Annotated in this window: 20 protein-coding genes and 1 pseudogene; 10 read left to right on the forward strand and 11 right to left on the reverse strand. The window is 70.2% G+C overall.

Features of this window, described 5'->3' with window-relative positions:
• Nucleotides 1–10: 10 nt before the first annotated feature.
• Together MSZK_RS24050 and MSZK_RS24055 are read right to left on the reverse strand one after the other, a co-directional pair.
• Nucleotides 11–280 (reverse strand): WhiB family transcriptional regulator, encoded by a 270-nt coding sequence (locus tag MSZK_RS24050; protein WP_099251045.1) that lies wholly within the window; start codon nt 278–280, stop codon nt 11–13.
• 139 nt (nt 281–419) lie between these two features.
• Nucleotides 420–608, reverse strand: coding sequence for a hypothetical protein (locus tag MSZK_RS24055; protein WP_099251046.1), 189 nt, complete (start codon nt 606–608; stop codon nt 420–422).
• A gap of 200 nt (nt 609–808) precedes the next feature.
• Between MSZK_RS24055 and tpx the strand changes: the two genes are divergently transcribed.
• The 4 genes from tpx to MSZK_RS24075 all read left to right on the forward strand — a co-directional run bounded on the left by tpx (nt 809) and on the right by MSZK_RS24075 (nt 3813).
• Nucleotides 809–1303: a thiol peroxidase gene (tpx, locus tag MSZK_RS24060; RefSeq protein WP_099251069.1), complete on the forward strand. Its 495-nt coding sequence runs from the start codon at nt 809–811 to the stop codon at nt 1301–1303.
• A 25-nt stretch (nt 1304–1328) separates the two neighbouring features.
• Complete coding sequence (locus MSZK_RS24065) at nt 1329–2801, forward strand: DUF1254 domain-containing protein (RefSeq protein WP_099251047.1); 1473 nt, start codon at nt 1329–1331, stop codon at nt 2799–2801.
• Between the two features lie 79 nt (nt 2802–2880).
• The gene (locus MSZK_RS24070; RefSeq protein WP_099251048.1) at nt 2881–3306 is read left to right on the forward strand and encodes a hypothetical protein; all 426 of its coding nucleotides are present in this window, start codon (nt 2881–2883) and stop codon (nt 3304–3306) included.
• 75 nt (nt 3307–3381) lie between these two features.
• On the forward strand, nt 3382–3813 hold the full coding sequence (locus MSZK_RS24075; protein ID WP_099251049.1) for a hypothetical protein: 432 nt from the start codon (nt 3382–3384) through the stop codon (nt 3811–3813).
• Between the two features lie 9 nt (nt 3814–3822).
• Here MSZK_RS24075 and MSZK_RS24080 read toward each other — a convergent pair whose 3' ends face one another.
• A complete protein-coding gene (locus MSZK_RS24080) occupies nt 3823–5925 on the reverse strand; it encodes an ATP-dependent DNA helicase UvrD2 (protein ID WP_199203463.1) in 2103 nt (700 codons plus the stop codon).
• 62 nt (nt 5926–5987) lie between these two features.
• Between MSZK_RS24080 and MSZK_RS24085 the strand changes: the two genes are divergently transcribed.
• The gene (locus MSZK_RS24085; protein WP_099251051.1) at nt 5988–6239 is read left to right on the forward strand and encodes a mycoredoxin; all 252 of its coding nucleotides are present in this window, start codon (nt 5988–5990) and stop codon (nt 6237–6239) included.
• A 72-nt stretch (nt 6240–6311) separates the two neighbouring features.
• Here the strand turns inward: MSZK_RS24085 and nudC are convergent, their stop codons facing one another.
• Both nudC and MSZK_RS24095 read right to left on the reverse strand, forming a co-directional pair.
• Nucleotides 6312–7229, reverse strand: a complete 918-nt coding sequence (gene nudC, locus MSZK_RS24090) for an NAD(+) diphosphatase (protein WP_199203464.1) — start codon at nt 7227–7229, stop codon at nt 6312–6314.
• Nucleotides 7230–7234: 5 nt separating this feature from the next.
• Nucleotides 7235–8308 (reverse strand): TrkA family potassium uptake protein, encoded by a 1074-nt coding sequence (locus tag MSZK_RS24095; RefSeq protein WP_099251053.1) that lies wholly within the window; start codon nt 8306–8308, stop codon nt 7235–7237.
• Nucleotides 8309–8380: 72 nt separating this feature from the next.
• Here MSZK_RS24095 and MSZK_RS24100 point away from each other — a divergent pair, with 72 nt between their 5' ends.
• A complete protein-coding gene (locus MSZK_RS24100) occupies nt 8381–8791 on the forward strand; it encodes a hypothetical protein (protein WP_099251054.1) in 411 nt (136 codons plus the stop codon).
• On the opposite strand, the gene MSZK_RS24105 is transcribed toward MSZK_RS24100, so the two are convergent.
• Entirely contained in the window at nt 8766–11996 is a 3231-nt protein-coding gene (locus MSZK_RS24105) for an ATP-dependent DNA helicase (protein WP_099251070.1), read from the reverse strand. The two genes, MSZK_RS24100 and MSZK_RS24105, sit on opposite strands and share 26 nt — an antisense overlap.
• Nucleotides 11993–15121: an ATP-dependent DNA helicase gene (locus MSZK_RS24110; protein ID WP_099251055.1), complete on the reverse strand. Its 3129-nt coding sequence runs from the start codon at nt 15119–15121 to the stop codon at nt 11993–11995. Before MSZK_RS24110 ends, MSZK_RS24105 begins: the two co-directional genes overlap by 4 nt.
• 47 nt (nt 15122–15168) lie before the next feature.
• Between MSZK_RS24110 and MSZK_RS24115 the strand changes: the two genes are divergently transcribed.
• On the forward strand, nt 15169–15966 hold the full coding sequence (locus tag MSZK_RS24115; RefSeq protein WP_099251056.1) for an alpha/beta fold hydrolase: 798 nt from the start codon (nt 15169–15171) through the stop codon (nt 15964–15966).
• Nucleotides 15967–15968: 2 nt separating this feature from the next.
• Nucleotides 15969–16265: an MGMT family protein gene (locus MSZK_RS24120; RefSeq protein WP_099251057.1), complete on the forward strand. Its 297-nt coding sequence runs from the start codon at nt 15969–15971 to the stop codon at nt 16263–16265.
• Here the strand turns inward: MSZK_RS24120 and MSZK_RS24125 are convergent.
• The 3 genes from MSZK_RS24125 to MSZK_RS24135 all read right to left on the reverse strand — a co-directional run bounded on the left by MSZK_RS24125 (nt 16262) and on the right by MSZK_RS24135 (nt 19548).
• Complete coding sequence (locus MSZK_RS24125; RefSeq protein ID WP_099251058.1) at nt 16262–17116, reverse strand: TIGR02569 family protein; 855 nt, start codon at nt 17114–17116, stop codon at nt 16262–16264. The genes MSZK_RS24120 and MSZK_RS24125 overlap by 4 nt on opposite strands.
• A gap of 36 nt (nt 17117–17152) precedes the next feature.
• Entirely contained in the window at nt 17153–18319 is a 1167-nt protein-coding gene (gene moeZ, locus MSZK_RS24130; RefSeq protein WP_199203466.1) for an adenylyltransferase/sulfurtransferase MoeZ, read from the reverse strand.
• A 191-nt stretch (nt 18320–18510) separates the two neighbouring features.
• The gene (locus MSZK_RS24135) at nt 18511–19548 is read right to left on the reverse strand and encodes a DUF3152 domain-containing protein (protein ID WP_099251060.1); all 1038 of its coding nucleotides are present in this window, start codon (nt 19546–19548) and stop codon (nt 18511–18513) included.
• Between the two features lie 160 nt (nt 19549–19708).
• Between MSZK_RS24135 and MSZK_RS24140 the strand changes: the two genes are divergently transcribed.
• Nucleotides 19709–20383: a TetR/AcrR family transcriptional regulator gene (locus MSZK_RS24140; RefSeq protein WP_099251071.1), complete on the forward strand. Its 675-nt coding sequence runs from the start codon at nt 19709–19711 to the stop codon at nt 20381–20383.
• A 12-nt stretch (nt 20384–20395) separates the two neighbouring features.
• Here MSZK_RS24140 and MSZK_RS24145 read toward each other — a convergent pair whose 3' ends face one another.
• The gene (locus tag MSZK_RS24145) at nt 20396–20653 is read right to left on the reverse strand and encodes a DUF3107 domain-containing protein (RefSeq protein ID WP_099251061.1); all 258 of its coding nucleotides are present in this window, start codon (nt 20651–20653) and stop codon (nt 20396–20398) included.
• 186 nt (nt 20654–20839) lie between these two features.
• Between MSZK_RS24145 and MSZK_RS24150 the strand changes: the two are divergent.
• A pseudogene (locus tag MSZK_RS24150) lies at nt 20840–21035 on the forward strand (hypothetical protein); the annotation flags it as partial.

Consider the following 21035-nt stretch of genomic DNA (forward strand, 5'->3'; position numbering starts at 1 on the left):
GACGACACCCTCAAGCGGCGATCACGTCCTTGCGAGGACGCCCGCGCGGCCGCTTGCGCGCGACGATGCTGCCCCGCTCGACGATCTCGCCGCCCCAGACACCCCAGGGCTCTCCGCGGTCCAATGCGGCGGCCAGGCACTGCCGCCGGATCGGGCATTCCCCGCACAGAACCTTGGCGCGTTCGAGGTCGACGGGACTATCGGCGAACCACAGGTCGGGATCCCCGACGTGGCACGGCAACACCGGCAGCTTCTCCTGGCGGACTGTCGATGTCGACATGTCTGCCTCACCTGCTTCCTGGTCGAATGGCTGTATCTCTTCTCAGAGGGATCCGGGGCCAGGACTCTGGTGAAACACAAAGGCCACGGATCCTTTTGACTTCGGGTCCGTGGCCAGTGGCTCTTATTTGGAAGCTTCCCTAGATGAAGCTCCTGTCCACGGACGCGAAGGTCGGGGCGGCGTTGGCGCGGCGCTTACGCTGCGCCGCAATAGCGGCGGCCGCACCGGCGGCATGAGCGGAATGCGCGGGAATCGCCATGATGGCCGGGACGGGCCATGCGTGATACGCCATGCCAGCTACGCCAAAATCAGCTGTGGTGGTGATCATCGTCAAGCCCCTCCTTTCGGCACGCTGCCCTGTCGCCTTCGATCGGCACAGGAAGTTCGGATTCGAGGCTAAACCCTAGCACGTTTTCGCCACAAGCGATTTTCTGACCAGCACGTTTAGGCCCCCGAAGCGCTATGCGGCAGGCAGATTCGACCGACCCGGCCAGCGGCCGTCGCACCCGACTTGAGAAACTACTTTCCATGGCACAGATAACCCTGCGGGGAAACCCGATCAACACCGTTTCGGACCTGCCCGCCGTCGGCGCTCAGGCCCCGGCTTTCAGCTTGACCGGCACCGATCTCGGCGCCGTAGACAGCAGCCAATACGACGGTAAAACCGTGGTGCTCAACATCTTTCCGTCGGTCGACACCCCGGTGTGCGCCACCAGCGTGCGGACGTTCAACGAGCGCGCCGCGGCCTCGGGCGTTCCGGTGGTCTGCGTGTCCAAGGACCTGCCGTTCGCGCTGAAGCGGTTCTGCGGCGCCGAGGGCATCGAGAACGTCGTCTCGGCATCGGCGTTCCGCAGCAGCTTCGGCGAGGACTACGGCATCACGATCACCGACGGCCCGATGGCCGGACTGCTCGGCCGGGCCGTCGTCGTGGTGGGCGCCGACGGCAAGGTCGCCTACACCGAACTCGTGCCCGAGATCGGGTCCGAACCGGACTACGACGCCGCCCTCGCCGCGGTCAGCTGACCGACGCGAAATACACCGCACAAGGATGCCGATACCGCATCCTTGTGCGGTGAAGTCGCGCGTCGTTCTTGCTGTCCTTCTCCTTCTGGTGACCGCCGGCTGTTCAGGAGCGAACACCACCAAATCCACGACCAGTTCGTCGGCACCACCCTCCACCACCGAAACGCAGGCCGCCGTGACACCTGAACAGGCCAGAGCCATCGCCAAAGAGGCCTACGTCTACGGCTTTCCGATGGTGGACAGCTACCGCGTGCAGTACTCCTACTTCGTCGACTCGCACAGCCCGGAGTACAAGGGCGACTGGAACCAGGTGCACAGCATCGCCCGCGTCTTCACCCCGGCCGATACGGCCATCCAGACGCCCAACTCCGACACGCCCTACTCGATGCTCGGCGCCGACCTGCGCACCGAGCCGCTCGTGTTGACCCTGCCGCCGATCGAGCAGGACCGCTACTTCTCGGTGCAGTTCGTCGACGGCTACACCTACAACTTCGCCTACCTGGGCAGCCGCACCACCGGCAACAGCGGCGGCAAGTACCTGTTGGCCGGGCCGGGCTGGACCGGGGAGAAGCCGGCGGGCATCGACGAGGTGATCCGATCGGACACCGAGTTCGCCCTGGCGATCTACCGCACCCAGCTCTTCGGTCCCGACGACCTGGAGAACGTCAAGAACATCCAGGCCGGCTACACGGTGCAGCCGCTGTCGGCGTTCCTCAACCAGCCCGCCCCACCGACCGCGCCGGCGGTCGACTTCCCGGTGCCGCTGACCCCCGACGAGCAGAGGACCTCCCCGAAGTTCTTCGACCTGATGAAGTTCGTGCTGCGCTACGCACCGGTGCTGCCCTCGGACAAGGCCGTGCGCGACCGCTTCGCCACCATCGGGATCGCGCCGGACGGAACCTTCAACGCCGCCGCGCTCAATCCGGAGATGCAGAACGCGATCACCGACGGGATGGCCGACGCCTGGGCCGAGCTGGAGACCTTCAAGAAGGACAAGCTCGACACCGGCCAGGTGACCTCGGGTGATCTGTTCGGCACCAAGGACGAGCTCAAGGACAACTACCTCTACCGGATGGCCGGTGCCGTGCTCGGGATCTACGGCAACTCCAAGGCCGAGGCGATGTACCCGGTCTACGCCACCGACGCCGACGGGCAGCCCCTGACCGGGGCCAACAACTACACCCTGACCTTCCCGGCGGGCCAGCTGCCGCCGGTGAACGCGTTCTGGTCGCTGACCATGTACAAGCTTCCGGAAAGCTTGCTGGTGGAAAACCCGATCAACCGGTATCTGATCAACTCCCCCATGCTGCCCGGTCTGGTGAAAAACCCCGACGGCAGCCTGACGCTGTACCTGCAGAACCAGTCCCCCGGCCCGGACAAGGAAGCCAACTGGCTGCCTGCTCCGCCGGGACAGTTCACCGCGATCCTGCGGCTGTACTGGCCCAAGCCGGACGCCCTGAGCGGAGCCTGGCAGGCGCCGAAGCTGGTGAAGGCCTGAGCCGAGACCGGGCCTGTGCCACATATGGTTTCGGTATGAGTCTCGTGACCCGCGCGGATTCCGGCGCCATTGTTGAAGAATGGCATCCGACGCACGAAATGGCTTCACGCGCAATCTGATCGGAACTGTCGCGGTGGCCGCGGCGATCGCAGTGATCGGCGCCCCCGCCGCTGTGGCCGACAACCACGGCGACGGTGAATCGGGGGCGGTCACCGGCGCGGGATTCGAACCGACGCTCGGCGTCGGCGACGCTTCGAGTTACACCGGCGGCTCGACGTCCACCGGCCTGTGCCGGCACCACTGCCCGGCGGCCACGCTCGGAGTCGGCGGGCCATCCAGCTACAGCGGTGGCGCCACCGTCAACCACCCGGCCGGGACGGCCACCCAGGGCGTCGGAGACGTCAACAGCTACACCGGCCAGGCCACCTCCGGCGCGCCGGACAACGGCACCCATCCGACCACCCGGACCGGCAACTACGGTCCCGGCCACCCACCGGCGGGTTGATCACGAGTTGCCACCCGAGACGTCGCTGCCGGCGTACCCTGAGTGAACAATAGGTGAACGAAGGGGTGCAAAACGATGAACGTGAAGCAAATAGCCCGGATCGGCGCGACGGCCGCGGTGTCCGCCGCACTCTCGTTCGGCATTTCCCCCGTCGCGACGGCCTGGGCCGACGGCGAATCAGGGGCGGTGACCGGCGCCGGCTTCGGCCCCACCCTCGGGGTCGGCGACGCGTCGAGCTACACCGGCAACTCCACGTCGAACACTGTGTGCGGCGGGCCGATGCCCTACACCGGCGGCGCCATCAGCCAGAACTGCGCGGCCGGCACCCTCGGCGTCGGCGACGCGTCCAGTTACACCGGTGCCGGCACCACCAACAGCGCGGGCGGTACCGCCAGCCTCGGCGTCGGCGACGTCAACAGCTATACCGGCGGCGGCACGCCCGGCATCGCGGACAATGGGACCAACTCGACCACCAGGACCGTCAACTTCGGCCCCGGCCACCCGTGACCTGAGCCGTCATCGGCGCGCGCGCACCAGCTCGAGCACATCGGGACCGAACTGCTCGAGCTTGCGCGCGCCGATGCCGGGAATCGCCACCAGGGCCGCATCGTCGTCGGGCAGCGACTCGGCGATCGCGATCAGGGTGTTGTCGGTGAACACCACGTAGGCAGGCACTTTCAGGTCCTTCGCGGTACGCAGCCGCCAGTCCTTCAACTGAGCCAACAGCTCGTCGTCGATGTCGACCGAACAGGTTTCGCAGCGCCGCAACATGATCGACGGCGCGGTGGTGAGCACGGCATTGCACACCCGGCAGCGCGGCGTGGCGCCCTTCTGCCGGCGCGGCTTGTTCGGGGTCGGCTCGGCCTGGGTCTGCGGCGCGATGCCGTTGAGGAACCGCGACGGGCGTCGGCCCTGCCTGCCGCCCGGCGTGCGAGCCAATGCCCAACTGAGTTCCAAATGCACTCGGGCCCGGGTGATTCCGACGTAGAGCAGGCGGCGCTCCTCTTCCACCGCCTCACTGTCGGGCCCATGCGCCAGCGCGTGCGAGATCGGCAGCGTGCCGTCGGCGAGGCCGACCAGGAACACCGCATCCCACTCCAGACCCTTGGCGGCATGCAACGACGCCAGCGTCACACCCTGCACCACCGGTGGGTGCCGCGCATCGGCACGCACCCGGAGCTCGGCCACCAACGCGGGCAGGTCCAGCTGCGGGCGCGCGGCGACCTCGTCGTCGACCAACTCGGCCAGCGCGGTGAGTGCTTCCCACCGCTCACGGGCCTTGGTGCCGGCCGGCGGTTCGTCGGTCAGGCCGAGGGGTTCGAGGATCTGGCGCACGACTTCGGGCAACGACCCTTCCGTGTCCGCGCCGCGTTCGGCCGCGCGCTGCAACGCCACCAAACTTTGGCGGATCTCCTGGCGGCTGAAGAACCCTTCCCCGCCGCGCACCTGGAACGGGACGCCGGCCTCGGTCAGCGCCTCCTCATACGCCTCGGACTGCGCGTTGATCCGGTAGAGCACCGCGATTTCGGCTGCGGCCGTGCCGGATTCGATGAGCCGCTTGATCGAGCGCGCGACTGCCGCTGCCTCGGCGACCTCGTCAGGATGCTCGCGAAACGTCGGCGCCGGGCCGGGGGCGCGCTGACCGATCAGGTGCAGCTTGCTGCCTGCGACCCGGCCGCGCGCGGCGGCGATCACCCGGTTGGCCAACGACACCACCTGCGGGGTGGAGCGGTAGTCGCGTTCCAGGCGCACCACCGTCGCCTCCGGGAACTGACGGGAGAAATCGAGCAGGAAGCGCGGTGAGGCGCCGGTGAACGAGTAGATGGTCTGATTCGCGTCCCCGACGACGGTCAGGTCGTCGCGGTTTCCCAGCCAGGCGTCGAGCACCCGCTGCTGCAGCGGGGTGACGTCCTGGTATTCGTCGACGACGAAACACCGGTAGCGGTCCCGGAATTCGGCGGCCACCGCCGCGTCGTTCTCGATCGCCCCCGCGGTGTGCAGCAGCAGGTCGTCGAAATCCAGCAGCGCGATCCCGTCGCGATTCGCCTTGAGCTTCTCGTACCCGGCGTAGACGGTCGCGACCTTCTCGGCATCCAACGGAATGTCGCGCTGGACCTTGGCGACCGCCGCGGCATAGCCCTCGGGGCTGATCAACGAGGCCTTGGCCCATTCGATTTCGCCGGCGAGGTCGCGGACGTCGTCTGTGCTGACCTGCAGCCGGCTGCGGCTGGCGGCCTGCGCGACCACCGAGAACTTGGTGTCCAGTAGCTGCCAGCCGGTGTCGCCGACCACCCGCGGCCAAAAATACTGCAACTGGCGACGAGCGGCGGCGTGAAAGGTCAGCGCCTGCACCGTGCCGACCGGGGTGCCGGTGCCCTGCGCGTCCATCGCCCGCAGCCGGGCACGCATCTCACCGGCGGCCCGCGACGTGAACGTGACAGCCAGCACCTGGCCGGCGGCGACGTGCCCGTTGGCCACCAGGTGGGCGATGCGGTGGGTGATGGTGCGCGTCTTGCCGGTGCCGGCACCGGCCAGCACACACAGCGGCCCGCGGGCGGCCAGCACGGCTTCACGCTGTTCGTCGTCGAGTCCGGTCAGATGGTCGACGGTCACCGGCATGGGCTCCATCTTGGCAGGGGGTGGCGACAATGCACGCTGACGCTCCGCTAGGTTCGACTCTCATGAGTGGCAACGATCCCCAGCTCACCATGTACAGCACGGTGTGGTGCGGCTACTGCAAGCGACTGAAGACCGCGCTGAAGTCGGCCGGGATCGCGTTCACCGAGATCGACATCGAGCACGATCCGGCCGCCGCGAAATTCGTGATGTCGGTGAACAACGGCAACCAGACCGTCCCGACCCTGAAATTCGCCGACGGCTCGGCACTGACCAACCCCAGCCTCAAAGAGGTCCAGGCCAAGCTGGCGTCCTAGCCAGCTCGTCGAGATTGACGAAATGGCGGGTTCTTCTCGCACTTTCGCGCCCGTTTGTGGGTTTGGGCGCAATTAGGCGTGGGCCCAGGACTCGATGATCTCGCGGGCGATCGAGATCGAGCCCGGCAGCAACAGTTTCGACGACGAGTCACTGCTCCAGTCGCCGTGCTCGAGCGCCTCGCGCACCTCGGCACGGGTGAACCATGCCGCCTCGGCGATCTCGCCGTCGTGGAAGGCGAACTCCTGCTCCGGGTCGCCGATCGCGTGGAAGCCCACCATCAGCGACCGCGGGAACGGCCACGGCTGGCTGCCCAGATATTCGACATCGGTGACCGAAAGTCCGACCTCCTCGGCGACCTCGCGCACCACGCACGACTCGAAGGACTCGCCGGCCTCGACGAACCCCGCGAGCAGCGAGAACAACCGCTGCGGCCAGACGGTCTGGCGAGCCAGCACCGCCCGGTCGTGGCCGTCGTGGATCAACACGATGATGGCCGGATCGATGCGGGGAAATTCCTCGTGGCCGGTCAGCGGGTTCACCCGCGACCACCCCGCCTTCGCCGACCTGGTCGGCGAGCCGTCAAGCGCGCTGTAGCGGGCCTGGTCGTGCCAGTTCAGCAAGGCCAGCGCCGAGGCCACCAGCTGCGCACTGGCGTCGTCGATCAGCTGACCGCCCCGGCGCAGATCCGACACCTCGCCGGGGCCGCCGTCCGCGGGGGCCTCCAGCGCGCCCCGCACCGCCCACACATGCCGGTCGTCCGGCAGCCGGCCCAAGAACACCGCGTCGGCCGGTGGCCTGTCCCCCAGCGTGGCCGCCGCGCCCAGCAGCACCCGGCCGTCGGCGACCATCACCTGGTTGCGGTGATCGACCCGCAGCAGGGCGGCGTCGGACCAGCCCGCGATCGCGGCGTCGATGTCGGTGCGCAGATGGTCGGCGCGATCGGCACCCACCCGGGACAGCAACGGAGTGTTGCGCAGTCGGAAGGCCACTGCGGTCAGTCTCCGGTGGAGCGGACGTAGAGCAGCCGGTCGGTGGACTCCAGGGCATCGACGCTCGGGTCGTCGACGCGCAGCAGCTTCCCGTCGCGCATCACGCCCAAGACGATGTCGGGCAGATGCCGCGGCGAGCCGCCGACCTCCTTGTGCTCGACCTCGCGCTCGGCGATCGCAAAGCCGGCGTCCGGGGTCAGCAGATCCTCGATCATCTCCACGACGCTCGGCGCGCTGGTCGCGATGCCGAGCAGGCGCCCGGCGGTCTCTGAGGACACCACCACCGAATCGGCACCGGACTGGCGCAGCAGGTGCTGATTCTCGGCCTCGCGGACCGCGGCGATGATCTTGGCCTTCGGGGCCAGCTCGCGCGCGGTCAGCGTGACCAGCACCGCGGTCGGGTCGCTGTTGGTGGCCACGATGATCGAGTTGGCGTGCTGGGCGCCGGCCAGCCGCAGCACATCGGACTTGTTCGCGTCACCGCGCACGGTGACCAGCCCGGCCGCGTTGGCCCGGTCCAGCGACGCCTGGTCGGTGTCGACGACGACGATGTCGGCGGGTGCGACACCGTCACCGACCATCGCGGCCACCGCCGTCCTGCCCTTCGTCCCGTAGCCGATGACGACGGTGTGGTTGCGCACGGTGTTCCTCCAACGCTGAATCTTGAGAGCCTGCCGCGACGCCGTGGTCAGGGTTTCGACGGTGGTACCGACCAACACGATCAGGAACGCCACCCGCAGCGGGGTGATCACCAGGACGTTCACCAGCCGCGCGGTCTCGGTGTAGGGCGTGATGTCGCCGTAGCCGGTGGTCGACAGCGACACCGTGGCGTAGTACAGGCAGTCCAGGAAGGTCAGCGGCCCGTCACGGACGTCGCGATAACCGTCGCGGTCGAGGTAGACGATGATCACCGCGGCGAACAGCGCGGTCAGGGCGTAGATCAGCCGGCGGGCGATGCGGCGGCCCGGGCTGACGAACTTCTCCGGGATGTGCAGATAGTCGACGAGCGCGCTGTCCGGCTTGGCCGCAAGGTTCTCGTCGATCGCCTCGAGCCTGCGCCGCAACCTACCCTTGGCCACGCGACTCCGTCATCGTGCCTGTCGCCTTCACATTCGTCGGCCTGAGCGCCACCACTGAAGCATTATGTACCCATGCCGACGACGACGACCGAACCCGAACCCACTCGCAAGGCCAGCCAGCTTCCCGCCTACCGCACCGCAGCGATGCTCATCGGCATCGGCGTGGGGCATTTCGTGGCCCCGAAGCCGTTCGACGAGATCGTGCCCGCCGAGCTGCCGGGCGATGCCCGGTTCTACACCTACGCCTCGGGAGTGGCCGAGGTCGGCATCGGCACGATGCTGCTGGTGCCGCGGACCCGCCGCGCCGCGGCGCTGTTCGCGATCGCGCTGTACCTGGCGGTGTGGCCGGCCAACATCAACATGTGCCGGCTGTGGTGGGACAAGCCGTGGCCGATGAAGTTGGTGGCCCTGGCCCGGTTGCCGTTGCAGCTGCCGATGATCACTCAGGCCATCGCGATCAGGCGCAACGCTCCGCGGTACTAGAGCGGGCCAGCAGCGCCACCAAATCCTGCGGCCCGGGCAAGGTTTCGGGCCTCACGGTGGTGCCCGCGCGCACGTAGTGGAAGGCCGCGCGCACCGTCGACTCCGGGCAGCCCTTGAGCGCGGCCCAGGCCAAGCGGTAGACCGCGAGCTGGATCGCGGCGTGCCGCTGCGCCTCGGCGTCCGCCGGCGGCTCGCCGGTCTTCCAGTCCACGACGGTCATACCGCCGTCCGCGTCGGCGAACACGGCGTCGATGCGGCCGCGCACGACCGTGTCACCGATCGCCATCTCGAACGGCACCTCAACGTCGACCGGGGTACGCGTCGCCCACGGTGACGCGGTGAAGGCCGCCTGCAAGGTGGCCAGCTCCTCGGTCTGCCCCGCCGCGCCGTCGACGGCGCCGGGCAGATCGTCGAGGTCGAACAGCCGCTCGGCGCCGTAGAACCGCTGCACCCATTCGTGAAACGCGGTGCCCAGAATCGCGTGCGGGTCGGGGCGCACGGGCAGCCGGCGGGTCAACCGCCGCAGCGCCGCCGGATCACGGTCCAACTCCACCAGCGCGCTGACCGACAGCTGCCCGGGCAGTTCGGCCGGCGGCGGCGCCGCGATCCGAGACCGCTCGGCCAGCAGTGCATCGACGTCGGCGGCCCAGCCCTCCGGATCCGCACCGGCGTCGGCCAGGTCGCCCGCCAGTGCCGCCCGCACCAGCGCGGCCCCCCGTTCGACGTCGCCGCGCAGGCGGCCGAGCGGATCGGCCGGCCAGATCGCTTCACGGACGCTGTCGCGCAACGGGTTCGGGTCGCCGTCGGCCGGCGGCGGCGCCCACTGCTCTACCACGCCGCACGGCTCGCCCGCTGCCGCCGCGTCCTCGATGATGGCCTTGACCTCCTGCAGGAAATCCGACGGGCCACGGGGCTTGGTGTCGCTGGCACCCCAGTGGTGACCGGAAAGCAACAGGGTGTCCTCCGCCCGGGTGATCGCCACGTAGAGCAGCCTGCGTTCCTCGTCCAGGCGGCGCTGCTCGAGCTGATTGCGGTGGGCCATGATGGTGTCGGACAAGCCTTTCCGATCACTGACCGACGCGGTGTCCAGCACCGGCACCCCGTGCAGACCGGCGGCCGCCCGGTCACCGCGCAGCAACGGCGGCAGATCCGCCGGATCGGTCAGCCAGGTCCGCGTGGACGCGGTCGACGGAAAGACCCGGGCCGACAGGTGCGGGACCGCCACCACCTGCCATTCGAGCCCTTTGGCGGCATGCACGGTCAGCACCTGCACCCGCCCGGTGGCCACGCTCACCTCGGCGGGGGCCAGTCCGTTCTCGACGACAGCGGCCGCGTCCAGGAACGCCAGCAGACCCTCGACGCACGCCCCGGGGCGGGTGGCGTACCCGGCCACCACGTCGGCGAGCCGGTCGAGATGCTCGGCACCGGCCCACCCGCCGGCGACCGGCCGAGCGGCCCGCACCTCGACGTCGATGCCCAGGGTCCGGCGCACCTCGCCGACGAGTTCGGTGACGGGATGGCCCAACAGTGTTCTCAGCCTTGCCAATTCACCGGCCAGGTCGGTGATTCGTCGGTAACCGTCGGGCGAGTAGGCGGCCGCGGGTCCCGGGTCGGCCAGCGCGTCGGCCAGGCTCGCGGTGTCGGCGTCGGGTGCGGCGACGGCAATGATCTCCTCGGCGCTCGCCGCAGGCCGCGCGCCGTCCAGCATGACCGCACGTCGCCACAGCGCGGCCAGATCGCGGGCACCGAGGCGCCACCGCGGCCCGGTGAGCACCCGCATGGCCGCCGGACCGGCCGCCGGGTCGGCAACCAGGCGCACCATCGCCACCACGTCGGCGACCTCGGGGATCGACAACAGCCCCGCGAGCCCGACCACTTCGACCGGGACACCCCGGGCCGTCAGCGCCTCGGCGATCGGACCGGCATCGGCGTTGCGGCGCACCAGCACCGCGGCGGTCGGTGGGGTGGCATCGGCCGCGGCGGCCTCGGCGTAGCGCGTCGCCAGATGGTCGGTGATCCAGTCCCGCTCGGTGGCCACATCGGTGAGCAGCGCGCAGCGCACGGTGCCGGGCGCGGCCCCGGGCCGCGCCCGCAGCGCGCGTACCGCCACCGACCGGCGGCGGGCCTCGGCCGAGACGGCATTGGCGACGTGCAGCACCCTCGGCGGATTGCGCCAGCTGGTCCGCAGCTCCAGGGTCGGCGCCGGCGAGCCGTCCGGGCGCGGGAAGTCCGTGGTGAAGCGCGGCAGATTGGTCGCCGAGGCGCCGCGCCACCCGTAGATCGACTGGATCGGGTCACCGACCGCCGTCAGCGCCAGCCCGTCGTCGGCACCCGCGCCGAACAGCGAAGACAGCGCGATCCGCTGCGCGTGGCCGGTGTCCTGGTACTCGTCGAGCAGCACCACCCGGTAGCGCTGCCGCAGCTGCTCCCCCACCTGCGGGCATGCCGCGGCCAGCCGTGCCGCCGCCGACATCTGCGCACCGAAGTCCATCACCTTGTCGGCGCGCATCCGCGCGTGCAGGGCGTCGATCAGCGGCACCAGCGCGGTGCGCTGGGTCTGGGTGGCCAGCATGTTGAGCAGCCACTGACTGGGACCGCGGTCGCGCTGGTAACGCCCAGCAGGCAGATGGTGCACCAGGCGGTCGAGTTCGAGGTGGGTGTCCAGCAGCTGGCCGGTGTCCACCAGGTGTTCGGCCAGCTCACCGGACAGCCGCAACACCATCGCGGTGACCCCGGCCGGATCCTTGCCGGTGTCCAACGGCCCGGGATAGCCGCTCACCACCTCGAAAGCCAGCTGCCAGAGCTCGGTTTCGCTCAGCAGCCGGGCGTCGGGCTCCACCGGCAACAGCGGCCCGAACTCGCGCAGCAGCGCTCCGGCGAACGCGTGATAGGTGCTGACCGTCGGGGCGCCCTGCTGTGCACCGGCGCCCAGGTGGCCGGCCAGCCGGGCCAGCCGGGAACGCACCCGGCGCAGCAGCTGGCCGGCCGCCTTGCGGGTGAAGGTCAGGCCGAGCACCTGATCGGGATCGGCGAATCCGTTGGCCACCAGCCACACCACCCGCGCGGCCATGGTCTCCGTCTTGCCCGCACCGGCACCGGCGATCACGACCAGCGGCCCCGGCGGAGCGGCGATCACCGCGGCCTGCTCGTCGGTAGGTGTCGGAAGACCAAGGGCCGCAGCCAGTTCGGTGGGGCTGTAGGTCATGACTGCTCCGTTCGTGGCGCGGTGTGCGCGGGGCAGGCGGCCCGCATCGGGCAGTGCGTACAGCCGTCGTTCACCCGGGCCAGGAACTGCGGACCCGCGGTCGCGCCGGCCGCCTGCCGCACGGTTTGCCGCCACTGATCCGCGCCGTCCGGCGTCAGCGGGGACTGCTCGCGCTCGGTCGCCCCGGACGCGTTCGGTTTGGCGACGTAGACCAGCCGCCCGCCGCCGGGGTGGTCGCCGTCGGCGATCGCTCCTTCGGTCACAGCCAACTGGTAGAGGCCGAGTTGGGCGTGGCGCTGCGCCTGGTCCTTGGTGACCGGGCTCTTGCCGGTCTTGACGTCGACGATCACCAGCCGGCCCTGCGCGTCACGCTCGAGCCGGTCGACCCGGCCGCGCACCCGCACTCCGGGCAGCCCCTCACCCGGCTCGGCGATCACACCGTCGACGTCGATCTCGGTGCCGATCTCGGTCAGCTCGTGCCGCGTCGCCGACCGCCACGCGACGAACGCCGCGAGCATCTCCCGGTGCCGGTCCAGTTCGTTGTCGGCATACCACGACGACTCGAACGGCAGTGTGCTCCAGAGGTTTTCCAATTGCTCGACCAACCGCTCCGGGCTGCTCGCCGAGTCGGCGATCAGCGCGTGCACCACCGAACCCAGGGTGGAGCGCAGGTCCCGGCGGTCGGTGCCGCCGTGGCGTTCGGCCAGCCAGCGCAGCGGGCAGTCGGTCAGGGTCTGCAGCGTCGACGGGCTCAGGGCGACGGTGTGCTGGTCGTCGCTCCACAACGGCTCCAGCGTGCTCAGCTCGGTCATGCCGTACCACTGCGCGGGGTCGGCACCGGGTACGCCTTGCGCCGCAAGCCTGGCCAATTGCACTGCGGCGGTGGCACGCTCACCGTCGCTGACCGCACCGGCCGGCGCGCACACCACCGAGCGCAGCCGGCCGACGACCGCCGCCGGTGCGAGCACCGGCGGCGCGGCGGCCGGCGCGGCCGGCTGGTCGGCGGCGCCGGTGGTGAGCTCCGCCAGCTCGGCGACGAACGGCGACGGCAGCGCCGCCTCGTCGCCGGCGTCGCTGTCGACCGCGGTGATCACCAACCCGCGCCGCGCCCGGCCCATCGCGGCGATCAGCAGCCTGCGCTCCTCGGCCAGCAGCGGAGCCCGCGCCGACACGTCGTCGCCCAGGCCGTCCAGCACGTCGAGCAGCCGCTGCGTGCCCAGCACCCCACCGCGGGGCGTGGTGTTCGGCCACAGGCCGTCCTGTAACCCGGCGATGACCACCAGGTCCCAGTCCCGGTCCAGTGCCGCATGCGGGCTCAGCACCGCGACAGTTTCGGAGGTCGGCCGCGAGCCGGCGTTGACCGGTGGAAGTTGCAGCCCCGCAACATGATCGAGCAGTCCGCGCAGCGACGCACCGGTGGTCCGCGACACGTAGTCGTCGGCGATGTCGAACAGGGCGGTGACGGCCTCGAGGCTACGGTCGGCCAACGCACCCTCGGTGCCACCCCGCTCGGCGGCGGCCAGCCAGCGCCGCTGCAGCCCGCTGCGCTCCCAGGCCTGCCACAGCGTGTAGCGGGGATCGCGGTGCCGCCGATGCCCACGAGCTGCCGCCGCCAGCACCGCACGCACCCGGTTGACCGGACGGGCCAGCGTCGCGGGCAAATCCACCGGGCCGCTGGTGAGCGCCGCGACCAAGTGCTCGCCGAAGTCGCCCGAGCCGCCGCGGCGCAGCGCACGACGCAGCTGACGCAGGGTCACCGGGTCGACCCGGCCGATCGGCCCGGTCAGCAGCGCCACCGCCCGTGCACCATCGAGGCCCTCCACGGTGGCGCCCAGCACGCCGAGCAGCGCCTGCGCCGCGGCGTGCTCGGCAATGGGCGCGGCCACCTGCGTCGCGGCGACCGGGACACCGGCGCCGGCGAGCGCCCTGGGCAGTGCCGCGGCGGCCGAGGGCGAGCGGACGATGACAGCCAGCTGCGACCACGGCACCCCGTCGACGAGGTGTGCGCGCCGCAGCGCATCGGCGATCAGCGCCGCCTCGGCGTGAGCCGAGCCGGCCACCAGCACGCGCACCGAACCATCGTCACCGTCGTTGCCCGCAAGCCGACGCCAGGCGGCGTTGCCGGGCAGGCCGGCGGCCAGCCCGCTGATCGCGGCCGCCACCGCAGGCGCGCACCGGTGCGACCGGGACAATTCCAGCGCCGGAGTATCGGCGGAGGTCAGCAGCGTCGGGTCGGCGCCGCGGAAACCGAACACCGCCTGGTTGGGATCCCCGGCCAACAGGGTGAGCTCGGCGCCGGCGGCCAACACCCGCACGAGCCGAGCGGCCTGCGGATCCAGATGCTGGGCGTCGTCGACGAGTAGCAGGCGGACCCGGGACCGTTCGGCAGCCAGCAGATCGGCATCAGCGGCCAGCGCCTCCAACGCCGCGCCCACCAACTCGGCCGCCCCCAACGCCGGCACGGTGGCCTGCGGGGCGGCGGTGCCGACGGCCGCGCGCAGCAACATCACCTGCTCGTACTGCTGGGCGAACCGGCCCGCGGCAGCCCACTCGGGTCGCCCGGACAGCCGCCCGATCCGCTGCAGCTGCAGCGGATCCACGCCCCGTTCGGCGCAGCGGGCCAGCAGGTCGCGCAGCTCGGTGGCGAACCCGGCGGTGCTCAGCGCGGGCCGCAGCTGGTGCGGCCAGCGCGATGCCGACACGTCCCCGTCGGCGAGGTCACCGGCTAGCAATTCGCGGATGATGCCGTCCTGCTCGGCGCCGGTGACCAGACGCGGCGGCGGATCGCCGGCCCGGGCGGCGGCCTGCCGCAGCACCGCGAACGCGTAGCTGTGCACCGAGCGGACCAGGGGTTCGCGGACCACCGCCCGACACGGCTCGCCCGAGCGGGCCGCGAGCAGCTCCCTGGTGAGCGCGCTGCGCGCCGACCCCGCCAACCGGCCCGAACCCGTCAGCAGCAGAACCGATTCCGGACCGGTGCCCGCGCCGATATGGGCCGCAGCCGCCGCCACCAACAGGCTGGTCTTGCCGGTGCCCGGGCCGCCGACCAACCGGACCGTGCCGCGCAGCTGCGGGCGCAGCACGTCGGCGGGCTCGGTCACCGGGGCCAGCAGTGCGGTGGTCATGCCGGGAATGACACCAGAAGCCTCCGACAAAAACGCGAACTGGCAGCATGAAGCCCGTGCCCCACGACCTTCACGTCCACCGCTTCGGTCCGACTGGGCCCATCGCAGTCCTGGCCATCCACGGCCTGACCGGCCACGGCCACCGCTGGCGCACGCTGGCCACCGAACACCTCCCCGAAATCGCCGTGGCCGCACCCGATCTGATCGGACACGGCCGCTCGTCGTGGGCTGCGCCGTGGACGATCGACGCCAACGTCGCCGCGCTGGCCACCCTGGTGGAGAACGACGCCGACGGTCCGGTCCTGGTGGTCGGACACTCCTTCGGTGGCGCGATCGCCCTGCATCTGGCGGCGGCCTGCCCCGACCTGGTGTCCGGGCTGGTGCTGCTCGACCCCGCGATCGGCCTGGACGGGCAGTGGATGCGCGAGATCGCCGACGCGATGCTGCAATCCCCGGACTACCCCAACCGCGACGAAGCCCGCACCGAGAAGTTCACCGGATCGTGGGCCGACGTGGATCCCGCCGAACTCGACGCCGACCTCGACGAGCATCTCATCGCCCTGCCCGGTGGCCGCGTCGGATGGCGCATCTGCGTGCCGGCGATGATGTCGTACTGGAGCGAGCTGGCCCGCGATATCGTGCTGCCGCGCACCGGAACCCCGACGACGCTGATCCGGGCACAGTGGACCGATCCGCCATACGTCACCGCCGAACTGCTCGACGGCCTGTCGGGCCGGTTGGGCGCGGACTTCACCCTCATCGACTTCGCCTGCCAGCACATGGTGCCGCACGCCAAACCGGAAGAGACCGCCACAGTCATCCGCGATCTGCTCCGGGCACGCTGACGATGGCGCCGGTCACCGACGATCAGGTCGAGTTGGTGCGCCGGCTGGTGGCATCGATCCCGGCGGGCCGGGTCGCCACCTACGGTGACATCGCTTCGGCCGCGCAGCTTTCCAGCCCGCGGATCGTCGGCTGGATCATGCGCACCGACTCCTCGGACCTACCGTGGCACCGAGTGATCACCGCGTCCGGCCGCCCGGCCGCCCACCTGGTGACCCGTCAGCTCGAGCTGCTGCGCGCCGAAGGCGTGCTTGCCGACGACGGCCGGGTCAACCTGGCGCGCGTCCGTCACCAGTTCTAGAGGACGAGCCGGATCAGCGCGGCGGTGCGCGCCAGACCGGGGAACGCAGCCGCCGTCGACCGCGGATGCAACGCATGAACGGCGAGCCGGAACATCAAGGCACGCAACAACATCTGTGACCACTCCGGTAGCGCGTCCCAGCGCTCGATCAACCCGTCGTCGGCCTCGCCCCAGGCCAGCGCGTCGACGACCACCACCCCGGCCGCCCACGACGCGGGCCGCCAATAGGGAGTGATGTCGGTGATCCCAGGCGCCGCCGTCCCGGCGAACAGCACGGTGCCGTACAGGTCACCGTGGACCAGCTGGTTGGGGCTCTTGGTCGGCCGGCGCAGGCCGGCCAGTTGGTTGATCAGATCGATCGACCGCTCGCCGTCGGCCGAACCGGGAGACACCAGCGCCCCGGGCGGCAGCGAGTGCAGCGGCCGCTCCTCCCAGGCTGCCCGGTCGGCGGCGATGAACACGTCGACATCGCTCCACGGCGCCACCGGAGCCTGCGTCAGGAACCGCGGCCGCTCCAGTTTCGCCGTGGCCTCATGCAGCCGTACGCCGGCGGAAACCACCTCGTCGTGGCGGGGCTCGGGCGTGCCGGCGACGAATGTGTCTGCCCGCCAACCCGACACCACGTAGCGGCCGTCAGTCGACCGAACCGGGCGGGCCAGCCGAACCCCGTCGACGAACAACGTCTCGCGGGCCTTCGCCGACCAGGCGGCCCTGGCGTGGTCGGCAATCACCGACAACACGACCTCGCCGCACTTGAAGCCGCCCTCCCAACCGGCACCGAGCGGTTCGGGATCGTTGCCCTTGAGACCGAACGCTGCCAGGACATGCTCAGGCGGGCGCTCGTCAGTCACCCCGACAGCCTAAATTGTCGCGACGCAAAGTAGCCGTCAGTACATCACCATGTCGGGATCGATTTGCTTTGCCCAGGCCACGATGCCGCCCTGCAGATGCAAGGCATCGGCGAAGCCGGCCTTCTTCACCACGGCCAGCGCCTCGGCCGAACGCACACCGGTCTTGCAGTACAGCACCGGGACGCGGTCGTGCGGCAACTTGCCCAGCCCCTCGCCGGATTCGATCACCGACTTCGGGATCAGCTCGGCGCCGGTGATGTGGTTGATGTCCCACTCCACCTGCTCACGGACGTCGATCAGCGCCAACTTCTTGCCCGAATCCAGGAGCTCGCGCAGCTCCAGCGGGGTGACCGTGGAATCGGCGGCGGCCGCCGCGGCGGCGTCGGACACCACCCCGCAGAACGACTCGTAGTCGATGAGCTCGGTGATCTTCGGCGTCTCGGGGTCCTTGCGGATCCGGATCGTGCGGTAGGTCATGTCCAGCGCGTCGTAGACCATCAACCGGCCCAGCAGGGTGTCGCCGATCCCGGTGATCAGCTTGATGGCCTCGGTGCCCATGATCGAGGCGATCGAGGCGCACAGAATGCCCAGTACCCCGCCTTCGGCGCAGGACGGCACCATTCCCGGTGGCGGCGGCTCGGGGTACAGGTCCCGGTAGTTCAGGCCCAGGCCGTCCGGGGCGTCCTCCCAGAACACCGATGCCTGGCCTTCGAAGCGGTAGATCGAGCCCCAGACGTAGGGCTTGTGGGCCAGCACCGCGGCGTCGTTGACCAAGTAGCGGGTGGCGAAGTTGTCGGTGCCGTCGAGGATGAGGTCGTACTGCTCGAACAGGGGCACCGCATTGTCGGGTTCCAGCCGCATCTCGTGCAGCCGAACGGTCACCAGCGGGTTGACCTCGAGAACCGAGTCTCGGGCGCTCTGCGCCTTGGACCGGCCGATGTCGGACTGGCCGTGAATGATCTGGCGCTGCAGGTTGGACTCGTCGACCACGTCGAACTCGACGATGCCGATGGTGCCGACGCCCGCGGCGGCCAGGTACAGCAGGGTGGGCGAACCGAGGCCGCCGGCGCCGATCACCAGCACCTTGGCGTTCTTCAAGCGCTTCTGCCCGTCCACGCCCAAGTCCGGGATGATCAGGTGGCGGCTGTAGCGCGCGACCTCTTCTCGGGTGAGCTCGGCGGCTGGCTCGACCAGCGGCGGCAACGGAGACACCGGCTACTCCTCAGGATCGGCTCGGCCCGATGCGGGCGCACATCCATCTCAACAGCTGGCCAGATCAACGGCAAACAGCCGGCAATACTTCCCGTGAGGCACGCCGACAGTGCGTGTCTGCACACGGACACGCCGCTATGCCGTGCACTCCGTGCACGGCCGCGGCGCAGCGGGTCAGGTCGTCAGGCGATCGGATACGGCCAGGGGTTGAACCGGCAGGTCTTTCCGTCGGCCTTGACGTACTCCGGGTCGAACCGGGACGCGTCGTCGTCGGCGGTGGAGAACGTCTGCTGCATCATCACCGGGGCCAGGCCGCCGTTCTCATCGCATGGCTCGTGATGCTGATAGCCGATGGCGTGGCCCACCTCGTGGTTGATCAGATACTGCCGGTAGGAGCCGATGTCGCCCTGGAAGGGCACCGCGCCGCGCACCCAGCGCGCCTCGTTGATGAACACCCGGGGCTGGGTGTCGGGGCCGTAGGCCGGGTTGTAGCAGGACGACTCGAGCGGGATCTCGTAACCGCAGCCCTCGCGCACCGTCATCGGCGACGTCAGCGACACCCGGAAGTCCGGCTTGACGTCCGGCGCGTCGATCCGTTCGAAGGCGAACTGCGGATTGTGGATCCAGCTCTTGGGATTGCTCAACGTCTCGGAGACCATCCGGGCGAAACCTTCGTCGCCGCCGAACGACGTCGTGTCGACGCCGTCCTCGACCTCGACGGTGTAGGTGAAGGTCTTCGCGGTGCCCTCACCGACCTTGGGTGTGGTGCCCGGCACGATGTGCCAGGTCTTGGCTCCGGCCTCGGTGAACGCACCGCCCTCGGGCAGGATGCCGGTCGGCAGATTGGCGTCGAAAGCAGTCAGGCCGCGCGGCGGGGCGCCGATGATCGACGTGCCGCTGGAACCGATCGTCGGCGGCCCTTCGACGCCGCCGTGCGCCGTCGGCTGGGTCGCGGGCGCGGCCGTCCCGGTGATGGTCTGATACAGCACCACGCCGGTGAGCACCACCAGTACCGGCAGCGCATAGGCACGCCAGCCGTAGGTGGAGATGAAGCGGCCCAGCCAGGACTGCTTGCGCCATTGGCGGCGCTGCTCCCGGTTGGACCGGACCCGGCCGGATTCCTCGGCGAGCGGGTCGCGCAGGGCACGCAGCGGCTCACGCCACTCGTTGCGCAGCACCGGCATACGACCGCCGCCGCGGTGCCCCGGGTCGTAGGTCACCGCCCCAGGATGGCACAACAGCCCAAGCCGGGACTTCCGGCGCGCCCGTACCGACGCCGGAGGGCGCTACGGGCCAGTAACCACGACCGGGTAGTAATGTCAGTTCGAAGGGCTGGAAGCGGGGGCAATGCCGCCCAGCCACGCACAGATTGAGGACTCGATGAGCGATCTCGCCGACACGGCTGAGCGGAAATCCGCTCGTCCGGCAAATGGCGACCGTCCGGCCACCGCGCCTCGCCGGGGCAGCCGCCTGCCGCGTGACGAGCGGCGCGGCCAGCTGCTGGTGGCAGCCAGCGAGGTCTTCGTCGACCGCGGCTACCACGCCGCGGGCATGGACGAGATCGCCGACCGCGCCGGTGTGAGCAAGCCCGTTCTCTACCAACACTTCTCGAGCAAGCTCGAGCTGTATCTGGCCGTGTTGAACCGGCACGTCGAGAACCTGGTGTCCGGCGTGCGTCAGGCCCTGCGCACCACCACCGACAACCGGCAGCGCCTGCGGGCGGCGGTACAGGCCTTCTTCGACTTCATCGAGCACGACAGCCAGGGCTACCGACTGATCTTCGAGAACGACTACATCACCGAGCCGCAGGTGGCCTCCCAGGTCCGGGTGGCCACCGAAGCGTGCACCGACGCGGTGTTCGACTTGATCAGCCGCGATTCCGGGCTCGATCCGCACCGGGCGCGGATGATCGCCGTCGGCCTGGTGGCCATCAGCGTCGACAGCGCCCGCTACTGGCTCAACGCCGACCGCCCGGTCTCCAAGGAGGCCGCGGTCGACGGGACGGTGCAGTTCGCCTGGGGCGGCCTGTCACACGTCCCGCTGACGCGGAACTGATCGCGGACGGGCCTACGCGCCCGCCGCGCCCGCCGGACCGGCGGCGATGCCGAAGCCGACCCGGCGCACGTCGGCGACACCGATCTCGACGTAGGTGATCTTGGCGGTCTGCACCAGGAAGCGGCGGCCCTTCTCGTCGGTCAGGCTCAGCACCTCCGGGCCACCCTTGGCGAACGCCGCGGTCACCAGCTCTTCGACCTCTGCAGGCGTCTGGGAGCTGGCGAACACGAGCTCACGCGGGCTGTCCGTGACACCGATCTTGACCTCCACGCTGGGCCCCTTCCCTCTCGTCTGCGTCGTCTGCGCGTCTACCCCAGAAGGCTAGTGGACGCCCGACCGCGCGGTGACGCCCAGTCGTTCGCGGTGAGCGAATAGGGCATCAAGCTGCGATAACAGCATGGCAACGGACAGGCGCGGCGCGCCGCAACGGCGACCCGCCGTCCCTAACCTGGCCTCGTGAGCGAGACGAAGCGCCGTGGCCGGCTGATCCAGTGGCCCCGGGTTGCGCTGACCACCGCGGGCGTGCTGATCGCCGCGTCGGCGACGACGTTGGTGGTGCGTACCGACGACGCCGCCACCACGACCGCAGACTTCGGCGGCAGCACACCGACCCGCACCGTGGTTGCCATCCCCGGCCCCCGCTCGTCGACCC

The organism is Mycobacterium sp. shizuoka-1 (genome assembly GCF_002723835.1).
GTDB lineage: Bacteria > Actinomycetota > Actinomycetes > Mycobacteriales > Mycobacteriaceae > Mycobacterium.

Excerpts from the sequence above, each read along its gene's own strand:
- MSZK_RS24050 (WP_099251045.1), bottom strand. The coding sequence starts at position 280 with ATGTCGACATCGACAGTCCGCCAGGAGAAGCTGCCGGTGTTGCCGTGC.
- MSZK_RS24055 (WP_099251046.1), bottom strand. The coding sequence starts at position 608 with ATGATCACCACCACAGCTGATTTTGGCGTAGCTGGCATGGCGTATCAC.
- tpx (WP_099251069.1), top strand. The coding sequence starts at position 809 with ATGGCACAGATAACCCTGCGGGGAAACCCGATCAACACCGTTTCGGAC.
- MSZK_RS24065 (WP_099251047.1), top strand. The coding sequence starts at position 1,329 with ATGCCGATACCGCATCCTTGTGCGGTGAAGTCGCGCGTCGTTCTTGCT.
- MSZK_RS24070 (WP_099251048.1), top strand. The coding sequence starts at position 2,881 with ATGGCATCCGACGCACGAAATGGCTTCACGCGCAATCTGATCGGAACT.
- MSZK_RS24075 (WP_099251049.1), top strand. The coding sequence starts at position 3,382 with ATGAACGTGAAGCAAATAGCCCGGATCGGCGCGACGGCCGCGGTGTCC.
- MSZK_RS24080 (WP_199203463.1), bottom strand. The coding sequence starts at position 5,925 with ATGCCGGTGACCGTCGACCATCTGACCGGACTCGACGACGAACAGCGT.
- MSZK_RS24085 (WP_099251051.1), top strand. The coding sequence starts at position 5,988 with ATGAGTGGCAACGATCCCCAGCTCACCATGTACAGCACGGTGTGGTGC.
- MSZK_RS24100 (WP_099251054.1), top strand. The coding sequence starts at position 8,381 with ATGCCGACGACGACGACCGAACCCGAACCCACTCGCAAGGCCAGCCAG.
- MSZK_RS24105 (WP_099251070.1), bottom strand. The coding sequence starts at position 11,996 with ATGACCTACAGCCCCACCGAACTGGCTGCGGCCCTTGGTCTTCCGACA.
- MSZK_RS24110 (WP_099251055.1), bottom strand. The coding sequence starts at position 15,121 with ATGACCACCGCACTGCTGGCCCCGGTGACCGAGCCCGCCGACGTGCTG.
- MSZK_RS24115 (WP_099251056.1), top strand. The coding sequence starts at position 15,169 with ATGAAGCCCGTGCCCCACGACCTTCACGTCCACCGCTTCGGTCCGACT.
- MSZK_RS24120 (WP_099251057.1), top strand. The coding sequence starts at position 15,969 with ATGGCGCCGGTCACCGACGATCAGGTCGAGTTGGTGCGCCGGCTGGTG.
- MSZK_RS24140 (WP_099251071.1), top strand. The coding sequence starts at position 19,709 with ATGAGCGATCTCGCCGACACGGCTGAGCGGAAATCCGCTCGTCCGGCA.